Below are 21,797 nucleotides of genomic sequence, written 5' to 3'. Positions count from 1 at the left end.
GCGCAGCACAGCACAGCACAGCACAGCACAGCACAGCAATTATAACTTAAAAATCAATACAATATCAAACCTTTCTTGTACTCTTAAAGGGGTTTGATATGGCAGGCAACAAATCCCTTCACGCGGCAAACAAAGCCAAAAACGATGAGTTCTACACCCAGCTTTCCGACATCGAAAAAGAGCTGCGGCACTACAAACACCATTTCAAAAACAAAACTGTTTATTGCAACTGCGACGACCCGCGCGTCAGCAATTTCTTCCATTATTTTTCTTACAATTTCGAGCATCTCGGCCTGAAAAAGCTGATTGCCACCTGCTACAAAAACCAAAACAGCGACCTGTTCAGCCAAAACGACAGCGAACAGGCGGTTTGGCTGGAATATACAGGGGACAAAGACGGCAACGGCATTCCCACCCCCGAAGAAATAGCAGTCAAACCGCTGAAAGGCGATGGCGACTTCCGCAGTGAGGAATGTATCGAACTGTTAAAACAGGCTGATATCGTCGTAACCAATCCACCGTTTTCGCTATTTCGGGAATATGTGGCGCAGTTGGTTGAATATAGCAAGAAATTCATCATTATCGGCAATCAGAATGCCATTACCTATAAAGAGATTTTTCCCTTGCTAAAAGAAAATAAAATATGGCTTGGCAACCATAATGGTGATATGGCATTCCAAGTACCTGATTATTATAAGCCAAAAGCAACACGCTATTGGCAGGATGAAACGGGACAAAAATGGCGAAGTATGGGAAATATCTGTTGGTTTACCAACTTGGATATAGCCAAACGCCATGAAGAACTGATTCTGTACCGAACCTACAACCCCGCCGATTATCCGCAATACGACAACTACGATGCCATCGAAGTATCCAAAGTTGCCGATATTCCCTGCGATTACGATGGCGTAATGGGTGTGCCGATTACGTTTTTGGATAAATACAATCCCGAGCAGTTTGAAATAATTGGAACTAGCGATAGAGGGGGCGACGGATTGTTGGAATATATCAAGAAGGTTCATGACCGGTATGATGCCCCTGTTGTAAAAGGGAAAGGGATGTATAAACGCATAATGATTAGGAGAAAATAATCATGAAAATCCAAATGACCACTCTCACTATCCGCGAACTGACGGGCTACGACAGCGAAACCAAAAAAGCGGCGGGCTACACCGACAACAACGAAGACGGCGTGCGCGCTTATGGAGGAAAACTGGACGTTCGCCCGCCCTATCAGCGCGAGTTTGTCTATAAAGACAAACAGCGCGATGCCGTAATTGATACCGTATTGAAAGGATTTCCACTTAATGTGATGTATTGGGCGGTGCGCAATGACGGCACGTTTGAAATCGTGGACGGGCAACAGCGCACTGTTTCCATCTGCCAATATGTGAACGGCGATTTTGCCTATATGATGCGCTACTTCCATAATTTGCAGGCAGACGAACAGGAGAAGATTTTAAATTACGAACTGACCGTTTACCAGTGCGAAGGGACGGACAGCGAAAAGCTGGACTGGTTCAAAACCATCAATATTGCGGGTGAGAAACTGACCGACCAAGAATTACGCAACGCCGTGTATTCGGGCAACTGGGTAACGGATGCCAAACGTCATTTCAGCAAAACCAACTGTGCCGCCTACCAAATCGGAAAAGACTATTTGAACGGTACAGCCATCCGCCAAGACTATTTGGAAACCGCTATCGGGTGGATTGCCAACCAAGACGGAGACGAAGCAGTCTGCAAATATATGGCGGTTCACCAACATGATAAGAATGCTGATGATTTATGGCTGTATTTCAAAAATGTGATTGAATGGGTAAACCTAAAATTTTCCAATAAACGCATCAAACTGATGAAAGGGCAGCCTTGGGGATTCCTATATAACCGTTTCAAAGATACCGATTTGGATAAAGATGTATTAGAAGCGGAGATTGCCAAACTGATTGCCGACGACGACGTGGAAAACAAAAAAGGGATTTACCAATATGTCCTAACGCACGATGAAAAGTATCTAAACATCCGTGCCTTTTCAGACAGCATCAAACAGAAGGTTTACGAAAGACAAGAAGGCATTTGCCCACACTGTGAACAGAAATTTGAATTGTCGGAAATGGAAGGCGATCACATTACACCGTGGTGTGAAGGTGGGAAAACGGTTGAAGAGAACTGCCAGATGTTGTGCCGGGACTGCAATCGAAGGAAATCTAACAAATAGCAAGCCGTAGCCCGCACCCCTGCCAACCGCGTGCGTGGCTACGCCACACACCCTACCACTGCGGGCGACGCAAACCTTAAGATTAAGGTGTAGGGTGTGTGCGGTACGCACGCACGCGGTTTTTGTTGCTACCGAATGATTCCAAACCATGCCGTAATCCAGTCAGCAGCAAACGCAGCTTGGGTCATGTACCAACAAAACTCAATATCAAAGGCCGTCTGAATTTCAGACGGCCTTTCTGTTTTCATTTCAAGCTAATATTTAAGCTTTTTATTCAATCATCTGACAATCAATCTTTCTCTACCGTAAAAAACAGTTTTTCCTGTTTCAAAGCATTACCGTCTGCATCGGTCAATGCTGCTTCTGCTGCGGAAAACTTGATAACGGCGAGGCTGAGGCTGCCTTGCTCTGTGAGTGCAGTATTAAGAATAACGCCTGCCTCTTCTTCGCCAACTTTGACGGTAATACCGGCAGCTTCCAAAGAATCGCCGCTTAATACGGCCAGACCGCGTTTGACTTGGCCTCGATATTGGGCGCGGGCGATGATTTCTTGGCCGGGGTAGCAGCCTTTACGGAAATGGACGGCGCCGATGATGTGTTGGTTGAGCATTTGGGCAACGGCCGCTTCTTTGGTTGCGGCGCAAATCCACGGATAGCCGCTGCGTATTTCGTGCAGGTTCCATGCGTTTTCGGCTTCTGATTGATATTCGGCTGCGTTTTCGGCTGCTGAAATTTTCAGACGGCCTGTGTGCGGCAAGGCAATTTCTACGGCGTTTGCTTGAATTTGGGCTGGGAAAGACAGTTGCGGTTCGGCAGCAGGATGAGGTTCTGCATTGTCTGCTAACTCGCCGCTTACTGCCAAATCGGGCATCAGCTCGAAGACGACTTTTGCACGCAAGACAAACATTCTCAGGCGTTTGACGATGGCTTCGGTCAAATCTTGAGCCATGACCAACAGTAAATCTTCTCCGCGATTGACGACCAGCATATTCGCCAATACACGGCCTTTAGGCGTATTGTATGTGGCATAACATGCCTGACCGATAGCTAAATTATTAATATCGTTGGATAATTGACCATGAAGAAATGAAGCTCTGTCTTCGCCGCTGACACGGACAACGCCGAAAAAAGGCAGGCGGGTTTGCATAATCGACTCCTTAAATTGTAGATGCTGAATTATCGCCCAAATTGCCGCTTATTATCAAATAAATAAATTCAGGCCGTCTGAATGTTTCAGACGGCCTGTTGTTTGGATTCAAACAATCAAAATTATTTGATGCTGACTTTGCGGATAATCACGGCTTCGGTTGGAACGTCTTGATGATAGCCGCGTGCCGCTGTTTTCACTTTGCTGATTTTACGGACAACGTCCATGCCGGAAGTAACTTTACCGAAAACGGCATAGCCGTAGCCTTGAGGGGTTTTGCTTTTGAAATTCAAAAAGTCGTTGTCGGCCGTATTGATAAAGAACTGGCTGGTTGCGGAATTCGGATCGCCGGTGCGCGCCATGGCGATGGTGCCGACGTTATTTTTCAGGCCGTTGTCTGCTTCGTTGTTGATGGCTTTATCGGTGGATTTTTGAACCATTTTCTCGGTAAATCCGCCGCCTTGAATCATAAAATTGTCGATAACGCGGTGGAAAATCGTGTTGTCGTAAAAACCTTTTTTGGCATAATTGACAAAGTTTGCCACAGTTTTCGGCGCTTTGACTTCATCCAGCTCCAGTTGGATGTTGCCCATATTGGTTTCAATCACTGCATGGGTAACTGCTTGTGCTTGTACGGAAAGTGAGAGTGCAAGGGCGCACAGGGTCAGTTTGATGGATTTTTTCATATGTCTTCTCGAATGATGTATTGTGAAAATGGAATATTAACCTTGTTTCGCGTGAAATCCATAAAAAACATGTAAGATTTTTCAAGCAAAAAACATAAGGCAATCAAATCAGGCCGTCTGAAAAGGGATAAAAACCAAATTCTTGCTCTTTATCATTCCCTTTCAGACGGCCTGCTATTACGGTCAAACCGAAATCAGATTAGAAATCCAATTCCGCTTTTAGCCAATAAGTACGCGGCATGCCGACAACGGCGAAGCTGCGGTCGTATTGGCCGCGCTGTACCTGCCAGTAGTTTTTGTTGAACAGGTTTTCTACCGAGCTGCTGACGGTCAACGTATTTTTGCCGAGCTTGGTTTTGTAGCGCGCGCCTATGTCAACCAAAGTGTAGGACGGGAAGGCGTATTGTTTTTGCGTGTCTTGGTAAGACTTGCCGAAGTACGAAACGTTGCCGTTCAGGGTCAAGCCTTTGGCAAACGGGGTGTCCCATTCCACGCCTGCTTTGGCAATCACGCGCGGGTTGGCGACTTGTACGCCGTTAACTAAATTGTCGGCGAAATTCGGATAATCTTTTACGGTTGATTGCAGATACATCAGACCGAAAGTCGGACGCAGGGTTTTGTTCAACAAGTTGGCATAGGTATTGAACTCGATACCGCGGCTGCGTTCTATGCCTTGCTCCGAACCGCTATAAGCCAAGCCTGCATTTTTGCGCGCTGCGAAATCAGTTCCTGAAGTCGTGTTGCCGCGCCAGTAGCCCGGGCGTTTGATTTGGAACGCGTTTAAAGTGGTGACAAAGTCGCCCCAGTTTTTGCGTACGCCGACTTCAAATTGGCGGCTGACGCGCGGATCTGCCATCGTTACATGACCGTCGTCATCAGTACGAATGTCGGACGGCTCCAAATCTTCCATATAGTTTCCGTAAACCACCAAATCGGGCTGCGGAACCCATGCTGCCATCAACATCGGGCTGAAACGGCTCGCATCTGCTTTGCGGCCGTTTAATTTGTTTTTCTGCTCGACGGCTTGGAAACGCCCGCCTAAAGTGAGGCGGTATTTGTTGTCGGCAAAACCAAGCGTGTCAGATACCGCCAAACTGTTTACTTTGATCACGGTATCCAATGAAGGGGTTGGGTTCCACGCGCTGCCTAAGTTGGAATCCAATTTTGCCAATTGAGTAGGAATGTCGATGCTCGGATCGATAACGCTGCTTCTTGTTTGACGTGCGCCTTGATAAGTAGTGCGTTTGCGGTCGATGCGGTCAAATGCGGTACTCCAGTTGTGGCTTACCGGACCGGTTTCAAATTCGCCGCGTGCAGTCAGATTCATACTGAGCGTTTTAAAACGCTGGTCGGTCAAACGCGCGCGACCTGAATTGTAGGTCAAACCGCTGCTTGTAACGGTAGGAGAGGCGAAATTGCCATAATAGCGCGCATTGTTATAACCAATACCGCCTGTAATTTGGGCATTTTCAAACGCATCCCATTCAAAAGTCAGCATATTGGTCTGACCGCGCGTGTTTTGAGCCTGCCAGCTCGGCGCCAAATTCACTTTGCCTTCAGGTGCGTCAAACAAGCGGCCGTTGGCGTTTTGAATGTCCTGCATACGCGCGCGGCCGCCGTTGGTTTTGCGTTTTGCGTAGATGGAATCGAACGCCACGCGCAGTTTTTCGCCGCGGTAGTCGGTATTCAAAGCAAATTCTTTGTTGTCCTCGCTGTAACCGTCGCGCGGGGTGTCGCCGTGGCGCAGTTTGCCGTTGGCGCGCACGCCGAATTCTTTGTTTTCGCCGAAGCGTTGGCCCAAGTCGAACGTACCTTGGGCGCGGTTGTTGCTGAACCAGCCCAAACCGATTTTGCGGTTACCTTCGTCAGCGGCTTTTTTAGTTTCGATATTGACGGAACCGGATACCGCGCCTTCAGGGTCCATGCCGTTTACGGCAGTGGACGCGCCTTTAATCAGTTGCGCAGAACCGACTTGCACGCTGGCCGTACCTTGCGTGCCGTACATGCCTGCCAAACCGTTGACGCTGAATTGGCGCGCATCAAGCTGATAACCGCGGAAATACAGGCCGGTCAATGTGTTGCTTTCGCCGCCGAACTGCCAAACGGAAGCGTCTTTTTTCGCTACGGCATCCACCAAAGTACGCGCTTCAGTATTGTTGAGGGCTTGTTCGTCGTAGTTGACGACGGTAATCGGCGCGGTAAAGGCGTTGGCTTTGCCCAATACGCCCAAGTTCACGCGGTCGCGCAAGTCGCCGTCGCTGGCGATGGAGTAAGAACGGGCGGCTTTGACGCGTTTGGCGTCGGCGCGGACATTGACTTCCTGCAACTGCTGTTGCACAGGGGCTTCGGGTGTCGCTTCATCGGCGGCATAAGAAAATGCGCTCATAATCAAAAGCGGCATCAGGGCTAATTTGCTGTTCATAAAATACCTTCTGGTTTGAAATATTAATAATTCTTATATCGAGTAAAAAATTACAAAGTAATTTGGTTTTGCGATTATATTTGATAAGATTTCTGCTTTCCACAAAAACAAATAAGAACCGTTTGTAAATACAAAAAATACAACAGTTCAGAAAACTATTATTACAGTTACCATAGTCAAATAAATTTGCCGTCCTTTCAGACGGCCTTTACATCCTTTCAGAGAACACCCCATGCAAAAATGGCAAATCGAGCTTTATTCCACGCCGTCTTGGCTGTTGCAGACCTTATTGATGGTCGCTGCAGCCTCAGCGGTCATTCTGTTTTTTGCACGCAACACACGCTTCGGGCGCGAGTTTAGCTATATCCTGCGGCTGTGTTTGACGCCGAAAAGTACCGTCAAAGTTTTGCTGCTGATTACGGCGATGATTACGCTGCTGTTAACCGAAGTACGGCTGAATGTGTTGAGTACCTTTATGTCCAAAGGGCTTTACGACTCGATGCAAGATTTGAATGCCTCCGCGTTTTGGATGTTTGCAGCGATGAATGCAGGCGTGGTGTTGATACGGGCGTTTAACAACGTCGTCAACGACTTTCTCGATCAAGGTTTGTCGATTAAATGGTCGGAGCGGCTCAATGAAGTTTTGACTTCGCGCTGGCTTGCCGACAAAAACTACTACCTCCTGCAAATGCGCCGTCATGCGCCGGACAATATCGACCAGCGTATCCAACAAGATGCGCAGGATTTCATCGCCTCGACCATAGAATTTGTGCGCGGCATGGTCAATTCGGTCGTTACCTCGCTGGAATTTGCCGTTGTTTTGTGGGGCTTGGCGGGCATCCTGAACGTGTTCGGCTTCGACATTCCGCACGGCATCGTTTGGTTTGTCTATATGTTTGTGATTTTGGCGACCTTTATCGCCATGTGGATAGGCAACCCTTTGATTCGTTACAACTATGAAAACGAAAAGCTCAACGGCGACTACCGTTATTCCCTCATCCGCGTGCGCGACCACGCCGAAAGCGTGGCGTTTTACAGCGGCGAAAAACACGAACACGACCAGCTTTCCGACCGTTTTAAAGCCATTATCCGCAACCGTTGGCGCATTGCGCGACAAAGCGTCTGCCTGAGCGGCTTTAACGATATGTTCACCAACGGCATCAAACTCTTCCCCATTATTTTACAAGCCCCGCGCCTGTTTGCCGGACAAATCAAAATCGGCGACATCCAGCAGACCGTCCAAGCCTTCGCACGACTGCAAAACGCGCTGTCTTTCTTTCGAATGTTCTACAACAAATTCACCGCCTACCGCGCCCGACTGGAACGTCTGTACGGCTTTTTGCTGAGTACGGAAGAAAAACACACCGCACGACAACCCGACCTTACCGAAGTTTCAGACGGCCTGATCTTGGAAAACGTTGCCCTATACCGCCACAACGGCGAAGTTTTATTAGACGGCATCAACATCAACCTCAAAAGCGGCAATTCCCTACTGATACGCGGCCCGAGCGGTTGCGGCAAAACTTCGTTGCTGCGCGCGCTGGCAGGGCTTTGGCCTTTCGGCAGCAGCGGTAAAGTCAGCCATCCGCCGCATCAAGACATCCTCTTCCTGCCGCAACGCCCATACACGGCACAAGGCAGCCTGCGCGATGCGATTTGTTACCCCGACATCGACAAACAACATCCGGAACTGATCGAAGCCATGAACACCTGCCGATTAGGTTATCTGGTTGATAAATTAGACAAATCTGATGACTGGCAACACAAACTCTCCCCGGGTGAACTACAACGCGTCGCCTTCGTCCGCGCCCTGCTCTCGCAGCCCAAAGTCATCCTGCTCGACGAAGCCACCGCCGCCTTGGACGAACCGACCGAAGCCATGCTCTACCGTGCCTTAAAGCAAAAACTACCCGACAGCATCATCATCAGCATCGGACACCGCAGCACGCTCAACGAATTCCATGATTTATGCCTCGATGTCGGTCATGTACAATGCTGAATTAATGGCATATAAAAGGCCGTCTGAAACAGTGAAAAACGAAATCAAATGATTTTGTCAGCGCCGTTTCAGACGGCCTTTTCAAACGCTATGGCATGTTTATTTGTTATACTCTGCATTGTGTTAACGTCGCCTAAAGAATATTGATGAAAACCCTGGCCCTCATTCCACATTACAACCACCCGACCACCATCAGCCACGTTGCCGAAACCATGCGCAGCTTTGGTTTAAGCGTTTTAATTGTGGACGACGGTTCACGCGAAGAATGCAAACCTGTATTGCAGGCTTTGGTTTCAGACGGCATCGATGTCCTTTACCGCCCCATTAACGGCGGCAAAGGCGCAGCAGTCAAAACCGGCTTGGAATACGCCGAAGAGCATGGTTATACCCACGTCTTGCAGGTTGATGCAGACGGCCAACACTGCTTAAACGACACACCCAAACTCCTTGCCGCTGCGGAACAAAATCCCGAAGCCGTTGTTTGCGGTTGGCCGCAATACGGCGACGACGCGCCCAAAGCACGGCTTTACGGACGCAAAATTACCGATTTCTGGAATATGCTGCACACTTGGTCATGCGACATCAAAGACGGCATGTGCGGCTTCCGCCTTTATCCGCTTGCACCCGCGCTATCCGTCGTCCGCGAAGAAACCGTAGGCGACCGTATGGACTTCGACACGGAAATCCTTATCCGCCTGTACTGGCACGACGTCAAACCGGTTTGGATTAAAACGCCCGTCCAATACGCCGCCGACGGCGTGTCCCACTTCGATGCCTTTGCCGACAATGTCCGCATCAGCAAAATGCACACACGGCTGTTTTTCGGTATGTTAAAACACCGATTGGGCAAAGTTTTCGGAAAGGCCGTCTGAAACCATGACCGACAATAAACAAACCCATTGGGCGGCGCAGCCCGAACGCGGCAACCGCCTGTTTCTCGCCCTGACCACGCTGATGGTGCGTCATCTGCCAGCCTTTTTGATGAAGCCGTGCATTTGGTTTGTGGTGCTGTATTTTTATGCAACTGCGCCCAAACCGCGCCGACATGTCTTACGCTATCAAACCCGTCTTCAGACGGCCTTTCCCCATATCGTCCTGCCGAAACACAGCGTATTCAAACAATTCGTCGCATTTGGCGAAGCAGTTTGCGACCGTTTTGCCGTGTGGCAACGCAAAATCCGTTATGAAGATTTGGTGATTGAAGATCCGGACGACATCTATTCGCAAGTCAAACGTAACGAACGCGGCCAGATTTTTGCCTGCTCACACTTGGGCAATACCGAAGTTTGCCGTGCGCTGGTGTCGCACCACAAAGATTTCAGACTCAATGTATTGGTACACAGCAAACACGCGCAGGCATTTAACGAGGCATTGCAAAAAGCCGGCGCAGAACATATCCGCCTGATTCAGGTAACCGATTTGGATACCACCCTGATGATGGAATTAAACCGCCGTATCGAAGACGGCGAATGGATTGCCATCGCAGCTGACCGAGTACCTGTCCGCGGCGAGAAAACCGCCGACATTAATTTCTTAGGCCACACCGCCCCTATGCCGCAAGGCGCATGGCTATTGGCTTCGCTTTTAAAAACGCAAGTAAACACGCTGTTTTGCGTCAAACAAAACGGCCGCCATCATTTGAAACTGCGCCGCTTTACCGATACTTCCAGCTGGAAACGCGGCAACCGCGAAGCCGCCGTCAAAGATGCGATGCAGGGTTTTGCCGACATTTTGGCGCAAGAATGTGCGCAAAATCCGTTACAATGGTTCAATTTTTATGATTTTTGGGGCGAAGACGCCGTCTGAAACCATCACACTCTCTCTTTTAAACCATGAAAAAACACATCTACTGCCAACACAGCTTTGAAACCGAAGTTCCTTTTTTTGATGTAGATGCCATGCACATCGTGTGGCACGGAAACTATGTCAAATACCTTGAAACCGCACGTTGCGCTTTTCTGTCTTCCATCGGTTATGACTACAACGAAATGGGACGGCAAGGGTACAGCTGGCCGATTGTGCAGATGAACCTCAAATACATCCGCCCTGCCCGTTTCGGCCAAAAAATCCGCGTTGATATGGACATTGTCGAGATCGAAAGCTGCCTGCGTATCGATTACACCATTTACGATGCCGAAACCAATGAAAAGCTGACCCGCGCTTCGACGACCCAAGCCACGGTTTCGCTTTCAGACGGCCTGATGCAGTTTCAAACGCCGGACAGCTGGTTGGAAGCCGTCAAAAGACATCCGACATTTAAGGCCGTCTGAAAATTTTAACGATTAAACCAATCTTTGTCTGCGTACAAACATTACCCTTTATAATTTTAAATTTCCGTTTTCAGACGGCCTTTTTCCTCAATCCACACACACTATGCTACTGAACCTCAACCGCTTTGCCTTTCCTGTTTTCTTAAAAGAAACTCGCCTGCTTACCGCCCTCGCCCTGCCTATGCTGTTGGCGCAAGTGGCGCAAGTGGGTATTGGTTTTGTCGATACGGTGATGGCCGGTGGCGCAGGTAAGGAAGATTTGGCCGCGGTGGCTTTGGGCAGCAGCGCGTTTTCCACGATTTACATTACCTTTATGGGCGTGATGGCGGCATTGAACCCGATGATTGCCCAGCTGTACGGCGCAGGCAAAACCGAAGAAGTCGGCAAAACAGGAATGCAGGGCATTTGGTTTGGCTTGTGTTTGGGCGTATTCGGCATGCTGCTAATGTGGGCGATGATTATGCCTTTCCGTCATTGGCTGACATTGAACGATTATGTCGAAGACACGATGGCGCAATATATGTTCTTTACCAGCTTGGCAATGCCGGCCGCCATGATACACCGTGCCCTGCACGCCTATGCCTCAAGCTTGAACCGTCCGCGCGTGATTATGTTGGTCAGCTTTGCGGCATTTGTGTTGAATGTGCCGCTGAACTATGTGTTCGTTTACGGCAAATTCGGTATGCCTGCTTTGGGCGGCGCAGGTTGCGGCGTGGCAACGGCGGCGGTATTTTGGTTCAGCGCATTGGCTTTGTGGCTTTATATTGCCAAAGAAAAATTCTTCCGTCCGTTTGGCTTGACGGCAAAAATCGGCAAACCCGATTTGGCGGCTTTCAAACAGATTTGGAAAATCGGCGCACCTATCGGCTTGTCTTATTTTCTAGAAGCCAGCGCGTTTTCGTTTATCGTCTTTTTGGTGGCGCCATTCGGCGAGGATTATGTCGCCGCGCAACAAGTCGTCATCAGCCTGTCGGGCATCTTGTATATGGTTCCGCAAAGCGTCGGCTCGGCAAGCACGGTACGCGTTGGCTTTTCGCTCGGACGGCGCGATTTTTTGCGGGCGCGTTATATTTCAGGCGTTTCGCTGGTGTCGGGCTGGGTGCTTGCCACCTGCACCGCGCTGCTCTTGGTCATCTTTCGCTTTCAGTTGGCCAGTATGTACACCAACGATGCGGCAGTATTAGGCATTGCCGCGACCGTTTTATTTTTCGCCTCCCTATTCCAACTGGCAGACGCCACCCAATGTATCGCTTCATATGCGCTGCGCGGCTATAAAGTGACCAAAATGCCGATGTTCATCCATGCCGTGGCTTTCTGGGGTTGCGGCCTGTTGCCCGGCTACCTGCTTGCCTATCATGCCGATATGGGCATTTACGGCTTCTGGACCGCGCTGACCGTTTCGCTGACGATTGCCGCCATTGCATTGGTATGGTGCCTGGAGCTTTGCAGTAAAGAGAGGGTCAAATCGCATAAGGCCGTCTGAAATTTCTTTCAGACGGCCTCCATTGATATTTCATTTACGGCTTATTCACTCTTAAGGAAAAAAATGTTTTCAACTTCCATTATAGAAAAACTTGCTTACTATGTTTATTGCTTGATTGACCCTAGAGACGGCAATATTTTCTATGTAGGTAAAGGCGTGGGCAATCGCGTTTTCCATCATGCCCTAGGTTCATTACAAGAAACAGAAAAGCCAAGTGATAAAATTGCTTTGATTAGGGAAATACATAAAAGCGGAAACCAGCCCGTGTATTACATTCTGCGGCACAACATCCAAACAGACAAACAGGCTTTTGAATATGAAGCAATGGCAATAGACCTACTCTCCCTAGTCAAGCCGAGCCAGCAGCCGCTGACTAATATTCAAGGGGGTGCGCATTCTTCAGAAGTAGGATTAATGAGTTTGTCGGAATTAAAACGAAAGTATGATGCTCAAGAATTAAAAACTGATAAACCCATTGTTTTAATTACGATTAATAACGAATATGAGAAACTAAAAAAAGGCATTAGATCTGGGAATATTCCTGAAGCCAATAGGGATAAGGAAATTTACGAACGCACACGGAAATATTGGAAAATCGGAAGCCGACGTGAAAAAGCAAAATATGCAGTTGCAGTCTATCGCGGCTGGACATTGGCAGTGTATGAAATCGAAAGATGGATTTCTGCCGACGATATTATTCAAGGCCGTTGGATGTTTGAAGGCAAGTCGTTACCAGAAGGCTCCGACATTTATGAAGAAATCGTGAATAAGCTGACCTATTCTTCCCAAGAAAATTATAAAGCGCCCCAAAACCCCATTACCTATCGTAATTGTTAAATAGTAAGTTTTCAGACGACCTGAATCCACAAAATCACAAATCATCATGCAACCCATCCAATACCAAACCGACCTTACCCCTTACAACACTTTCGGCCTGAAAGCCCAAGCTCAAGCCTTTATCGCACTCGAACACGCCGACGAGTTGCGCGACATCGTCCGGCTGCCCGAGTTCAACCGAGATACTGTTTTATGGCTCGGCGGCGGCAGCAATATCCTTTTGATGGAAGACTACGCCGGTCTGGTTGTGCATATGGAAAACAAGGGAATACGCGAAATTGAGCGTTCAGACGGCCTGGTTTATATCGAAGCGCAGGCCGGGGAAATTTGGCATGATTTTGTTTTGCATACGGTTGGACTGGGTTTGAGCGGGCTGGAAAACCTCAGCCTGATTCCGGGTACGGTCGGCGCGTCTCCCGTGCAAAACATCGGCGCATACGGCGTTGAAGTCAAAGATGTTATCCATAGCGTCCGCTGCTTTGATTTGAATACGGAAACTTTTGTCGAGCTTTCCAATGCCGATTGCGATTTTGCTTATCGTGAAAGCCTGTTCAAACAGGAAGGCAAAGGCCGTTATGTGATTGTTTCGGTTGTATTTGCGTTGAAAGAGCATTTTGTGCCGAACTTGGGCTATGGCGATTTGGCGGCAGCGGTTGCCGAACTGAGCCAAGGCCGGGAAGCAACCGCCAAAGATGTTTCCGATGCAGTGTGTGCAATCCGCAACAGTAAACTGCCTAATCCTAACGTACTTGGCAATGTCGGAAGTTTCTTTAAAAACCCAGTTGTCAGCGCTGAAAAAGTGGCCGATTTGTTGCAGCAATACCCAAATATGCCACGCTATCCGCAGCCTGACGGTTCGGTCAAACTCGCGGCCGGCTGGCTGATTGACCAATGCCGTCTGAAAGGCCATCAGATCGGCGGTGCGGCCGTGCATGACAGGCAGGCTTTGGTTTTGGTGAATAAAAACAACGCATCCGCGCAAGATGTCCACCAGCTGGCACAATATGTTTGTAATACAGTATTTACTCAATTTCAGGTAGAATTACACGCAGAACCCAACTGGCTGCCGACTTCATACAGCCTATAAAACAAAGGAGTGTATCCCATGCCGCGCATTGCTAAAGTCAACACTTACACACGAATCATCAATGCCAGCCTCGCCTTGTTCAACGAAGAAGGCGAGCGCAATATCAGCACCAATCACATTGCCGCCCATTTGGGCATCAGCCCGGGCAACCTCTACTACCATTTCCGCAACAAAGACGAAATCATCGTCCAATTGTTCAAACGTTACAGCGAGGCCCTGCTTGCCTATCTTAACGAAGCTGTGTTGCCGTCTAATGTGGAAGACTCCATCAACTACATGGCCGGTATTTATGATGTGATGTGGGAATACCGTTTCCTTTTCAGCGATGTGAACACCCTGCTTGCCCGCAGTGCCGAATTATTGGGCGAACACAATACCTTTACCCAAGCCAAAGTGTCCCCGCTGTTGGTCAACCTGCTGACCCAGCTCAACGGCCTGAACATCATCAGCGCAGACCAAACCGCCATGAACGACCTTGCCGTCAATATGTGGATGGTGACGAAATACTGGTTCGACTTCGACAGCTCCCTGCGCGGCCGCGCCAAGTTGACCGAAGATTCCAAAGTACGGGGCATCAGCCGCACACTCAGCCTGTTGCGCCCTTACCTCCTGCCGGAACACCGTGCCGAATTCGACCAAAAAATCGGCAGCAACCATTAATTTTTCCATACAAAGGCCGTCTGAAAACGTGGCTTTAACTAAGTTAAAGCTATTTTCAGACGGCCTGTTAATTTTCGGATGCTTTATTTATGCACCTTCCCGATATTTCCATTCTCGGCCTAGGCTATCTCGGCCTGCCGCTGGCACAAAAATTTTATGAGCAAGGCAGTCAGGTAGCCGCCGTCAAACGCAACCTGACCTCCGACGACATCAATCTGCCGATTGAGCTCGACATCATCGATTTGAATCAAAACGATCTTTTTCACAGTTCGGCCTTGTGGCAAAACCACATCAACAAGCCGACATGGTTTTGCCTGCTTCCGCCTTCGTCATTAAACCATTACGCCGAGACTCTGAAAAAATGGATTCAGCTTGCCGAGCGATGCAAGGTACAACACATCATCTTTACCGGCAGCACCAGCGTATATGGCAACCAAGCACGCGTATGCGATGAAACCACGCCGCCCGATCCGCAAACCGAATCCGCCCGTCAAATCCTCGCGGTTGAGCAAGCCTTGCTGGAAAGCGCCGTCCCCCATATCGACATATTGCGACTGGGCGGACTTTATTCTGCCGACCGTCATCCTGTTACCAAGCTGGTTCAAAAAACACGCATTCAAGGCGGCAACCAACCCGTCAATATCCTTCATAAAGACTTGGCCGTCCAAATCCTTTTTCAGACGGTCTGCCAAGCAGACGGCAAACGTATCCGCAATATTGTCGAACCCCGTCACCCAAGCCGGGCCGAATTTTATACTGCCGAAGCGGCCAAACTCGGCCTGCCCACTCCTGATTTCATCGTTGATGATGAAAGCAACGGCAAAATTGTAAATACCGTTTGCGCAGACGGGCTAAGCCTGTAAAATTGCGACTCAACCCATTAATCCGTTTCAGACGGCATTTAGAGTAAACCATGTCCGCCCTATTTCCCATTATCAACCACCTGATACAGCAAAATCCGGAGCAACAGCGCGAGCTGTCTGAATTTGCAGGCAGCATCATCTGCATCAGCCTGACCGGTTTCAGACTGACCGGCCGCATCAGCGAACAAGGTTTTCTAGAAACCGCAAACGACACCGCCGACACCAACATCACATTCCACAACAGCGCCATCCAAAAAATCCTCCAGGGCGGCCAGCCCGGCGTGGGCGACATCAGCCTCGAAGGCGACTTGGTATTGGGCATGTCCGTCCTTCCTATTTTGGGTGGACTGCGCTATTATCCAAGCGAAGATTTGGCGCGGATATTCGGTCATGTGGCCGCAGAAAGCATTAGTTCGCGCGCCGGCGACATCGGCCGCACCATGAAAAAAATCGGCAAAAGCATTGCCGAACAAATCAGCGACTTTTCACGCGAACCCGAATCCCCTGTTATCGACCAAGCCACGCTTGCCGCATGGCTGGAAGAAGTGGACAAACTGCGCGACGACGTTGCCCGCCTAAACGAACGCCTCGACCGCCTCGAGCGCGATATCTGGATAGATTAAATACTTAATTTCAGACGGCCTATTACATGAAAAGCCCATTTAAAAACATCGGTATCGTTACGCGTCCCAATACGCCCGAGATTCAAGATACCGTCCACACATTGGTTTCTTTTCTACGCGAAAACGGCTTCACCATCTATCTGGATGAATTGAGCGTAGAAGAACACTGCGTCTATATCCAAGATTCCGCCTACTGCGAAACCGTCAACAAAGCCCAACTGGGCAAATACTGCGACCTCGTCGTTGTGCTCGGTGGCGACGGCACCTTCCTCTCCGCCGCCCGCGAAGTCGCCCCACGCGCCGTCCCCATCATCGGCATCAATCAAGGCCATTTGGGCTTTCTTACCCAAATCTCGCGCGACACCATGGTTGAAGGCATCCGCCCCGTACTGGAAGGCAAATATCTGCCCGAAGAACGCATCCTCATCGAAGCCAGTATCATTCGTGACGGCGAAACGATTGAACGTGCCCTCGCCCTCAACGACACCGTACTGTCTCGTGGCGGCGCAGGCCAAATGATTGAATTTGAAGTCTTTATCAATCAAGAATTTGTCTATACCCAACGTTCTGACGGCCTGATTATTTCCACACCGACAGGTTCAACCGCCTACGCGCTTGCCGCCGGCGGCCCCATCATGCAGGCCGGCCTGCACGCCTTCACACTCGTGCCCATCTGCCCGCAATCCATGACCAACCGCCCGATTGCCATCTCCGACACCAGCGTGATCGAAATCCTCATTACCAAAAGCGGCGACGCACGCGCACATTTTGACGGACAATCCCATATCGACGTACAAAACTTCGACCGCATCATCATCCGCCGCTATCACAACCCCTTGCGCGTCCTCCATCCCACCGATTACCAATACTTTAAAACCCTGCGCCAAAAGCTGCATTGGGGCGAACAATTGATTTAAACACCACTTCAATAAATAGGCTTACCATGAAAAACATTTCCCAAACCTTAATCATCGCGTTGTGTACCCTTTCCTCCCTCTCCGTCTCCGCGCACGGCATGCACAAAAGCAAACCCTTGTCCTTTGAAGAATTGCCGAAAATCTGCCAGCAATACTTTACCCGTGCGGATGCGTGTTACCAAAAAGCAGGCGATAAAGCATCGTTCCAACGTGACAACACAAAATACCTGCGCCAAATCCTGCCTGCCGCCGACGTAGGCCAACGTGAACGCATGTGCCAAATTGCCATGGATACATTCACTGAAAAAACAAAAGGCTTAAATTGCGAATAAAGACCTCTGTCTTAGCTCTAGCAATTTTTGATTTCATAAAAAGGCCGTCTGAAACATTGGATTGTTTCAGACGGCCTACTTACAAAAAATCTTTACATTTTAAGAAGAGACCACAAAATCCACTGTATGCGCTTCACTGTAATCAGGGATTTCCAGCTTTTCTATCATGCGGTGCAACACATCATTCGGCACAGAATGTTCGCGGTTACGGTTTTGCGATAGCAATCGCGTATAAGGCACTTCCAAATAAATGAGATGCACGCGTGCGCCGTAATCGGCAAACATCGGCAGCCATTTGCTGCGCAGGTCACGGTTAAGATTGGTCGCATTAAAGACAAACGACGTACGGGTACGCAGGTATTCTTTTGCCTGCTCTTTACCCAAACGCACTGCTTCGGCAGTATGTTTGGAATCCGCGGGATTGAGTTTTCGCTCACGGCGAATCTCATCCAGCGACAGCATAGGCAGATGAGCAAGATGTTGCCTGATGTAACTGTCTTTACCGCTACCTGCTATGGCGCACATGGCGTACACATCAAAGGTCTGATCATCAAATGGCTGATAATCCGGCATTTCGCTACGGCCGTTAAGATAGAGATAGCGTCCGTAGTCGCTGGCGAAAGTACGTGCCTTACCCCAACAAGCATTTTCTTCACAGAGTTCACGAAACAAATCAATGCGCAGCAAAATATCCTGTTGGTCGCAACATATACGGCCTAAAACATCGGCTTTAGCAAGCATAGCAAGATACGCAGTGTTAACCTGCAAACTGGCCGCTATGACGGCTCGCTCAGGATCAGGCTTGTTAATTGCCCATAAGGGTAATCCGTGCAAACGCACAAGTTTGGCGATGGCTTCTCTTACGGCAAACGGAGCGGCAAGTTCGGTATACAGCAAAGTACGGGCGGTATGTTCGCCTTTTTTTGCGTGATGCGGCGAAACGATACGCTCTTTACCGTTTTCAATTTCACGCTTGGTCGTACTGCGTTTTTCTACGTCGTGCAGCATGGCGGCGGCAAACAAGATGTGTTGCTCCTGCTCGCCGAGTGCTTGGAATTCGGGCAGTTGCAGCAGGGCTTCGCACACCATTTTGGTATGCGTAAATACATCGCCTTCGGCATGCCATTCAGGATCTTGGGGAACGTTTTTCATATCGGCAAACCAGCTGAAACGACGTTCTAAAGCTTGCCAATCAGGAAGTTGGCCGGGTATGTAATATGGGAATGTCCACATGGTTGTCTTTCTTATTATTGGATAATTGGACTTTAGGCCGTCTGAAACTGCCAGCTTTGCCAATGGTATTTGTCGTAGTCGATAAGACGGGCAGGCTTCCAAGTTTTCGTCCAATGAACATCGGTTTTAACGTGCTTGGCTCGTACCAATTTGAAAAGGTTGTCGAATTCATTGGATTGAACAGATAGGTTGCCGTTGTTGGTGGCAAAATCAGCGGCGTTACGGATAACAAAACCTTCGCTGCATGCTGCTCCTGTATTCGGATCGTAGCCGCCAAGTTTGCCGGCAGTTTGTACGCTCTCCGTCCACGACTCTCCCAAATTAGCGGCCAGCCATTGCGCTAAAGCAATATCTTCATTGGCGTATTTTTGGGTAAAGTCGGCAAGAGGCTGCATAATGGGAATTTCTGGCACAGTCGGAAAATCAAACAGCTGCGCATAAAATTTAACCTCTTCCCATGAAAGCCAATGTCCGCCACGACGGACGGCGAATAGATAAAAATAGCTTTCCAATTGAGAATAGGCAATCGAATGAATGCCGTACATATTCTCGCCAAAAAGTTCGAGGTCGCCTAAATCATCTTTGATTTGCTGCCATCGTTGCAGCAAAGGTTTATCCCACGGATGCTGGGTAGGTGCAGTATGACTACGGGCATAGAGGCCGTGTGCGGCAAAGCAGTTGTTTTGTCCATCTAATTTTTCGGTTAAAACCAACTTCGGCAGCTCGGCAAAATATGAAAGGAAGCCACGCGGCATAAAGCGGTCGTCAGAGGTTGTGCCGAGGCTGATGGGCGCATGCAGGCTGCGGGCGTATTTTTGAGGTTCGGTTGTCGTCATAATATTTTTCCTTTTTATTCATTTTTTAATTTTCTTTTCAAATATTCCCAGCGACTGGTTACATTTTCCCCACCACATTTTCTTGTTTGGAAACCAAGAGTTGGTCAACTTTTAGATTTTCGGTGTCGATGATTTCAAACTTATAACCGGCATAAACCAGAAAATCCGTGCGTTTCGGGATTTTGCGCAGGGAATACATCATAAAGCCAGCGATGGTTTCGTAGTTTTCCGAATCGGGAAACTCTTCAATATCCAGCGCACGCATGACATCGGCGAGCGGGGTCGCGCCGTCCACCAGCCAGGTGTCTTCGGTGCGACGGATGATTTGCGGCTCTTCTTCGGTATTAACCAGCTCGCCCATGACGATGCTCATCACGTCTTTCAGCGTTACCACGCCGACCACCAGCGCGTATTCGTTCACTACGACGGCAAAGTCTTCGCCGGAAGTTTTGAAGGTTTCCAAGACATCGTAAAGCGACAGCGTGTCGGGAATGAACAAGACTTTGCGCAACACGCGTTTGTCGGTCAGGCGGACGTCTTTTTCTTTTAAAAACAGGGTCAATAGCGTGTGCGATTCGATGTAGCCGATGACGCGTTCCAAATCGCCGTCGCACACCAAGAATTTATTGTGTGGTTTTTCCGACATTATTTCCAACACGGTATCGCTGTCGTCATGTTTGTCAAAATAGGCGATATATTCGCGCGTGCTCATGGTGGAAGTCACCGTGCGCTCCTGCATATCGAAAATGTTTTCAATCAGATAGTGTTCTTGTTCTTTCAATACACCAGCCTGCGCGCCTGCATCAACAACGGCATAAATATCTTCCGAAGTCAGCTGCTCCTGACGGACGGTTGAGATTTTGAAGAGTTTGAATATTGCGTTTGCCAACCCGTCAAAAATCCAGACAAGGGGCTTTAAGATAAAAATCAAAAACATCATCGGACGGACGATGCGTACCGCCACCGCTTCGGGATGGGTCATTGCCATACGCTTGGGCATCAGGTCGGCAATTAAAATAAAGCTACCTGTAACCAGCGAGAAGGTCAGCAAAGAGGCAGCTGTGCTGCCCCAACTGCCTGCGTTCTCCAAAAGTTTGCCAAAATACGGACGTATTGCCGCCTCGCCGACGATACCGGCAAGAATGGCGACGGCGTTCAATCCGATTTGGACGACAGTAATAAAACTGCCTGGCTGCTGCTGCATATTGATTACGTCAAGCGCGCGCGTATCGCCGCCGTCTTTCGCCATGACCTGCAATTTGATTTTACGTGCCGAGGCAAGCGCGAGTTCGGAACAGGACACAAACGCGCTAATGACAATCAGCAGGCACAATAATAGTAAGGCTTCAAAAATATTCATGGAAATGTGTGTGTATGGTATAGGTTAAAAATATTCAAACAGCAAAGGCCGTCTGAAAAATTCAATTTGATTTTAGATTTGCGTTTTATTTGTCAGTGATGCGTGAAGCAAATGATGGTATTGAAATAAATTTCACTTAAAAGTCAATCATATTTTTTCAGATAATCTTACGGAAAACCTCATTATTTATACAGATAAGGCACGACACTTTCCTTCAATATTTCTATCAACTCTTCATCCATGTATCTGTAATCATCAGGAATATCTAAAACAATCATTTCCTTATATTGCAAAGCACGGGGAAACTGTGCCAACAGACGGCTCTTATGTTTTTGTTCCATCACGAAAATCTTATCCGCCCATGCGATGCCGTCTATGGAAACAGTATGCCGCGCATTGGGGCTGGTCCCTGCAGAACGTGCCTGTACATTTGGATAACGTCGAAATACGGTTTCAGCGGTAGGACTGCGCCATTGGTTACGACTACAAATAAAAAGTGCATTCATAAAAATTAAAAAAGGCGGAAAGTATCCGCCTTGTGAAAACCATCTCGATTGAATCGAAAATGTATCTTTTGAGTTAGTCAAACCATTCAGCATCAAATTCATGCTGTCTGAACGGATAAATAAAACCCAGTTTTTGTGCACGTTTGATTTTATTGCTGCGGAGATACATCAAATCCCACTTTTTTTCAGGTTTATATTTCAAAGGATTTTTGCCATGTACACGATGACTGGGGCGTTGCTCTTGATGTCGTCGCCATGCACGGCTACGACTTTGATCTAAATTGTCCATTATCTGCTTTCTAATTTTGTTTCGGAAAT

22 protein-coding genes are annotated in these 21,797 nt (G+C 48.7%); 14 read left to right on the top strand and 8 right to left on the bottom strand.

Features of this window, described 5'->3' with window-relative positions:
* Positions 1-98 precede the first annotated feature (98 nt).
* Together HMPREF3139_RS09380 and HMPREF3139_RS09375 are read left to right on the top strand one after the other, a co-directional pair.
* A complete protein-coding gene (locus HMPREF3139_RS09380; RefSeq protein WP_070461744.1) occupies positions 99-1,091 on the top strand; it encodes an adenine-specific methyltransferase EcoRI family protein in 993 nt (330 codons plus the stop codon).
* A 14-nt stretch (positions 1,092-1,105) separates the two neighbouring features.
* Positions 1,106-2,218, top strand: a complete 1,113-nt coding sequence (locus HMPREF3139_RS09375) for a GmrSD restriction endonuclease domain-containing protein (RefSeq protein WP_234396200.1) — start codon at positions 1,106-1,108, stop codon at positions 2,216-2,218.
* Between the two features lie 289 nt (positions 2,219-2,507).
* Here HMPREF3139_RS09375 and HMPREF3139_RS09370 read toward each other — a convergent pair whose 3' ends face one another.
* The 3 genes from HMPREF3139_RS09370 to HMPREF3139_RS09360 all read right to left on the bottom strand — a co-directional run bounded on the left by HMPREF3139_RS09370 (position 2,508) and on the right by HMPREF3139_RS09360 (position 6,473).
* Positions 2,508-3,365: a CAF17-like 4Fe-4S cluster assembly/insertion protein YgfZ gene (locus HMPREF3139_RS09370; protein ID WP_070461742.1), complete on the bottom strand. Its 858-nt coding sequence runs from the start codon at positions 3,363-3,365 to the stop codon at positions 2,508-2,510.
* A 122-nt stretch (positions 3,366-3,487) separates the two neighbouring features.
* Entirely contained in the window at positions 3,488-4,051 is a 564-nt protein-coding gene (locus tag HMPREF3139_RS09365; protein ID WP_070461741.1) for a peptidylprolyl isomerase, read from the bottom strand.
* 199 nt (positions 4,052-4,250) lie between these two features.
* On the bottom strand, positions 4,251-6,473 hold the full coding sequence (locus HMPREF3139_RS09360; protein WP_070461740.1) for a TonB-dependent receptor: 2,223 nt from the start codon (positions 6,471-6,473) through the stop codon (positions 4,251-4,253).
* Between the two features lie 232 nt (positions 6,474-6,705).
* Between HMPREF3139_RS09360 and HMPREF3139_RS09355 the strand changes: the two genes are divergently transcribed.
* The 12 genes from HMPREF3139_RS09355 to HMPREF3139_RS09300 all read left to right on the top strand — a co-directional run bounded on the left by HMPREF3139_RS09355 (position 6,706) and on the right by HMPREF3139_RS09300 (position 17,544).
* Positions 6,706-8,472 carry an ABC transporter ATP-binding protein/permease gene (locus tag HMPREF3139_RS09355; RefSeq protein ID WP_070461739.1) on the top strand — a complete coding sequence of 589 codons (1,767 nt, stop codon included), beginning with the start codon at positions 6,706-6,708 and terminating at the stop codon, positions 8,470-8,472.
* A 146-nt stretch (positions 8,473-8,618) separates the two neighbouring features.
* Positions 8,619-9,344, top strand: coding sequence for a glycosyltransferase family 2 protein (locus tag HMPREF3139_RS09350; RefSeq protein WP_070461737.1), 726 nt, complete (start codon positions 8,619-8,621; stop codon positions 9,342-9,344).
* A 4-nt stretch (positions 9,345-9,348) separates the two neighbouring features.
* The gene (locus HMPREF3139_RS09345; RefSeq protein ID WP_070461736.1) at positions 9,349-10,278 is read left to right on the top strand and encodes an LpxL/LpxP family acyltransferase; all 930 of its coding nucleotides are present in this window, start codon (positions 9,349-9,351) and stop codon (positions 10,276-10,278) included.
* A gap of 26 nt (positions 10,279-10,304) precedes the next feature.
* Positions 10,305-10,742: an acyl-CoA thioesterase gene (locus HMPREF3139_RS09340; RefSeq protein ID WP_070461734.1), complete on the top strand. Its 438-nt coding sequence runs from the start codon at positions 10,305-10,307 to the stop codon at positions 10,740-10,742.
* Between the two features lie 103 nt (positions 10,743-10,845).
* Entirely contained in the window at positions 10,846-12,225 is a 1,380-nt protein-coding gene (locus HMPREF3139_RS09335) for an MATE family efflux transporter (protein WP_070461732.1), read from the top strand.
* Positions 12,226-12,288: 63 nt separating this feature from the next.
* The gene (locus tag HMPREF3139_RS09330; RefSeq protein ID WP_070461730.1) at positions 12,289-13,062 is read left to right on the top strand and encodes an LEM-3-like GIY-YIG domain-containing protein; all 774 of its coding nucleotides are present in this window, start codon (positions 12,289-12,291) and stop codon (positions 13,060-13,062) included.
* Positions 13,063-13,108: 46 nt separating this feature from the next.
* Positions 13,109-14,149, top strand: a complete 1,041-nt coding sequence (gene murB, locus HMPREF3139_RS09325) for a UDP-N-acetylmuramate dehydrogenase (RefSeq protein WP_070461728.1) — start codon at positions 13,109-13,111, stop codon at positions 14,147-14,149.
* Positions 14,150-14,167: 18 nt separating this feature from the next.
* Positions 14,168-14,809 carry a TetR/AcrR family transcriptional regulator gene (locus tag HMPREF3139_RS09320; RefSeq protein WP_036491149.1) on the top strand — a complete coding sequence of 214 codons (642 nt, stop codon included), beginning with the start codon at positions 14,168-14,170 and terminating at the stop codon, positions 14,807-14,809.
* A gap of 89 nt (positions 14,810-14,898) precedes the next feature.
* Positions 14,899-15,672, top strand: coding sequence for an NAD-dependent epimerase/dehydratase family protein (locus tag HMPREF3139_RS09315; RefSeq protein ID WP_070461726.1), 774 nt, complete (start codon positions 14,899-14,901; stop codon positions 15,670-15,672).
* Positions 15,673-15,722: 50 nt separating this feature from the next.
* Complete coding sequence (locus HMPREF3139_RS09310) at positions 15,723-16,295, top strand: ubiquinone biosynthesis accessory factor UbiJ (protein ID WP_036491154.1); 573 nt, start codon at positions 15,723-15,725, stop codon at positions 16,293-16,295.
* 26 nt (positions 16,296-16,321) lie between these two features.
* Positions 16,322-17,212, top strand: a complete 891-nt coding sequence (locus tag HMPREF3139_RS09305) for an NAD(+) kinase (RefSeq protein WP_039863638.1) — start codon at positions 16,322-16,324, stop codon at positions 17,210-17,212.
* 26 nt (positions 17,213-17,238) lie between these two features.
* Complete coding sequence (locus HMPREF3139_RS09300; protein ID WP_070461724.1) at positions 17,239-17,544, top strand: hypothetical protein; 306 nt, start codon at positions 17,239-17,241, stop codon at positions 17,542-17,544.
* Between the two features lie 99 nt (positions 17,545-17,643).
* Here the strand turns inward: HMPREF3139_RS09300 and HMPREF3139_RS09295 are convergent, their stop codons facing one another.
* From HMPREF3139_RS09295 to HMPREF3139_RS09275, 5 genes are all read right to left on the bottom strand, one after another.
* Positions 17,644-18,777, bottom strand: coding sequence for an AAA family ATPase (locus tag HMPREF3139_RS09295; RefSeq protein ID WP_070461722.1), 1,134 nt, complete (start codon positions 18,775-18,777; stop codon positions 17,644-17,646).
* Positions 18,778-18,809: 32 nt separating this feature from the next.
* On the bottom strand, positions 18,810-19,616 hold the full coding sequence (locus HMPREF3139_RS09290; RefSeq protein ID WP_083290078.1) for an RNA ligase family protein: 807 nt from the start codon (positions 19,614-19,616) through the stop codon (positions 18,810-18,812).
* A gap of 55 nt (positions 19,617-19,671) precedes the next feature.
* The gene (locus HMPREF3139_RS09285; RefSeq protein WP_070461717.1) at positions 19,672-20,973 is read right to left on the bottom strand and encodes a polyamine export protein PaeA; all 1,302 of its coding nucleotides are present in this window, start codon (positions 20,971-20,973) and stop codon (positions 19,672-19,674) included.
* A gap of 182 nt (positions 20,974-21,155) precedes the next feature.
* Positions 21,156-21,572: a low molecular weight protein tyrosine phosphatase family protein gene (locus HMPREF3139_RS09280; RefSeq protein ID WP_234395576.1), complete on the bottom strand. Its 417-nt coding sequence runs from the start codon at positions 21,570-21,572 to the stop codon at positions 21,156-21,158.
* The gene (locus HMPREF3139_RS09275) at positions 21,553-21,768 is read right to left on the bottom strand and encodes a hypothetical protein (RefSeq protein ID WP_004519973.1); all 216 of its coding nucleotides are present in this window, start codon (positions 21,766-21,768) and stop codon (positions 21,553-21,555) included. The genes HMPREF3139_RS09280 and HMPREF3139_RS09275 overlap by 20 nt, the downstream gene beginning before the upstream one ends.
* Positions 21,769-21,797: the final 29 nt, after the last annotated feature.

The organism is Neisseria sp. HMSC15G01 (assembly GCF_001808255.1).
In the GTDB taxonomy this organism is placed as follows: Bacteria; Pseudomonadota; Gammaproteobacteria; order Burkholderiales; family Neisseriaceae; genus Neisseria; species Neisseria subflava_A.
Note: the sequence above shows the minus strand (reverse complement) of the source record. Positions and strands in the feature narration are given on the sequence as shown.

What these genes read in the sequence shown, in the direction of transcription:
- HMPREF3139_RS09380 (WP_070461744.1), top strand. Translation starts at nt 99, where the DNA reads ATGGCAGGCAACAAATCCCTTCACGCGGCAAACAAAGCCAAAAACGAT.
- HMPREF3139_RS09375 (WP_234396200.1), top strand. Translation starts at nt 1,106, where the DNA reads ATGACCACTCTCACTATCCGCGAACTGACGGGCTACGACAGCGAAACC.
- HMPREF3139_RS09370 (WP_070461742.1), bottom strand. Translation starts at nt 3,365, where the DNA reads ATGCAAACCCGCCTGCCTTTTTTCGGCGTTGTCCGTGTCAGCGGCGAA.
- HMPREF3139_RS09365 (WP_070461741.1), bottom strand. Translation starts at nt 4,051, where the DNA reads ATGAAAAAATCCATCAAACTGACCCTGTGCGCCCTTGCACTCTCACTT.
- HMPREF3139_RS09360 (WP_070461740.1), bottom strand. Translation starts at nt 6,473, where the DNA reads ATGAACAGCAAATTAGCCCTGATGCCGCTTTTGATTATGAGCGCATTT.
- HMPREF3139_RS09355 (WP_070461739.1), top strand. Translation starts at nt 6,706, where the DNA reads ATGCAAAAATGGCAAATCGAGCTTTATTCCACGCCGTCTTGGCTGTTG.
- HMPREF3139_RS09350 (WP_070461737.1), top strand. Translation starts at nt 8,619, where the DNA reads ATGAAAACCCTGGCCCTCATTCCACATTACAACCACCCGACCACCATC.
- HMPREF3139_RS09345 (WP_070461736.1), top strand. Translation starts at nt 9,349, where the DNA reads ATGACCGACAATAAACAAACCCATTGGGCGGCGCAGCCCGAACGCGGC.
- HMPREF3139_RS09340 (WP_070461734.1), top strand. Translation starts at nt 10,305, where the DNA reads ATGAAAAAACACATCTACTGCCAACACAGCTTTGAAACCGAAGTTCCT.
- HMPREF3139_RS09335 (WP_070461732.1), top strand. Translation starts at nt 10,846, where the DNA reads ATGCTACTGAACCTCAACCGCTTTGCCTTTCCTGTTTTCTTAAAAGAA.
- HMPREF3139_RS09330 (WP_070461730.1), top strand. Translation starts at nt 12,289, where the DNA reads ATGTTTTCAACTTCCATTATAGAAAAACTTGCTTACTATGTTTATTGC.
- murB (WP_070461728.1), top strand. Translation starts at nt 13,109, where the DNA reads ATGCAACCCATCCAATACCAAACCGACCTTACCCCTTACAACACTTTC.
- HMPREF3139_RS09320 (WP_036491149.1), top strand. Translation starts at nt 14,168, where the DNA reads ATGCCGCGCATTGCTAAAGTCAACACTTACACACGAATCATCAATGCC.
- HMPREF3139_RS09315 (WP_070461726.1), top strand. Translation starts at nt 14,899, where the DNA reads ATGCACCTTCCCGATATTTCCATTCTCGGCCTAGGCTATCTCGGCCTG.
- HMPREF3139_RS09310 (WP_036491154.1), top strand. Translation starts at nt 15,723, where the DNA reads ATGTCCGCCCTATTTCCCATTATCAACCACCTGATACAGCAAAATCCG.
- HMPREF3139_RS09305 (WP_039863638.1), top strand. Translation starts at nt 16,322, where the DNA reads ATGAAAAGCCCATTTAAAAACATCGGTATCGTTACGCGTCCCAATACG.
- HMPREF3139_RS09300 (WP_070461724.1), top strand. Translation starts at nt 17,239, where the DNA reads ATGAAAAACATTTCCCAAACCTTAATCATCGCGTTGTGTACCCTTTCC.
- HMPREF3139_RS09295 (WP_070461722.1), bottom strand. Translation starts at nt 18,777, where the DNA reads ATGTGGACATTCCCATATTACATACCCGGCCAACTTCCTGATTGGCAA.
- HMPREF3139_RS09285 (WP_070461717.1), bottom strand. Translation starts at nt 20,973, where the DNA reads ATGAATATTTTTGAAGCCTTACTATTATTGTGCCTGCTGATTGTCATT.
- HMPREF3139_RS09280 (WP_234395576.1), bottom strand. Translation starts at nt 21,572, where the DNA reads ATGCTGAATGGTTTGACTAACTCAAAAGATACATTTTCGATTCAATCG.
- HMPREF3139_RS09275 (WP_004519973.1), bottom strand. Translation starts at nt 21,768, where the DNA reads ATGGACAATTTAGATCAAAGTCGTAGCCGTGCATGGCGACGACATCAA.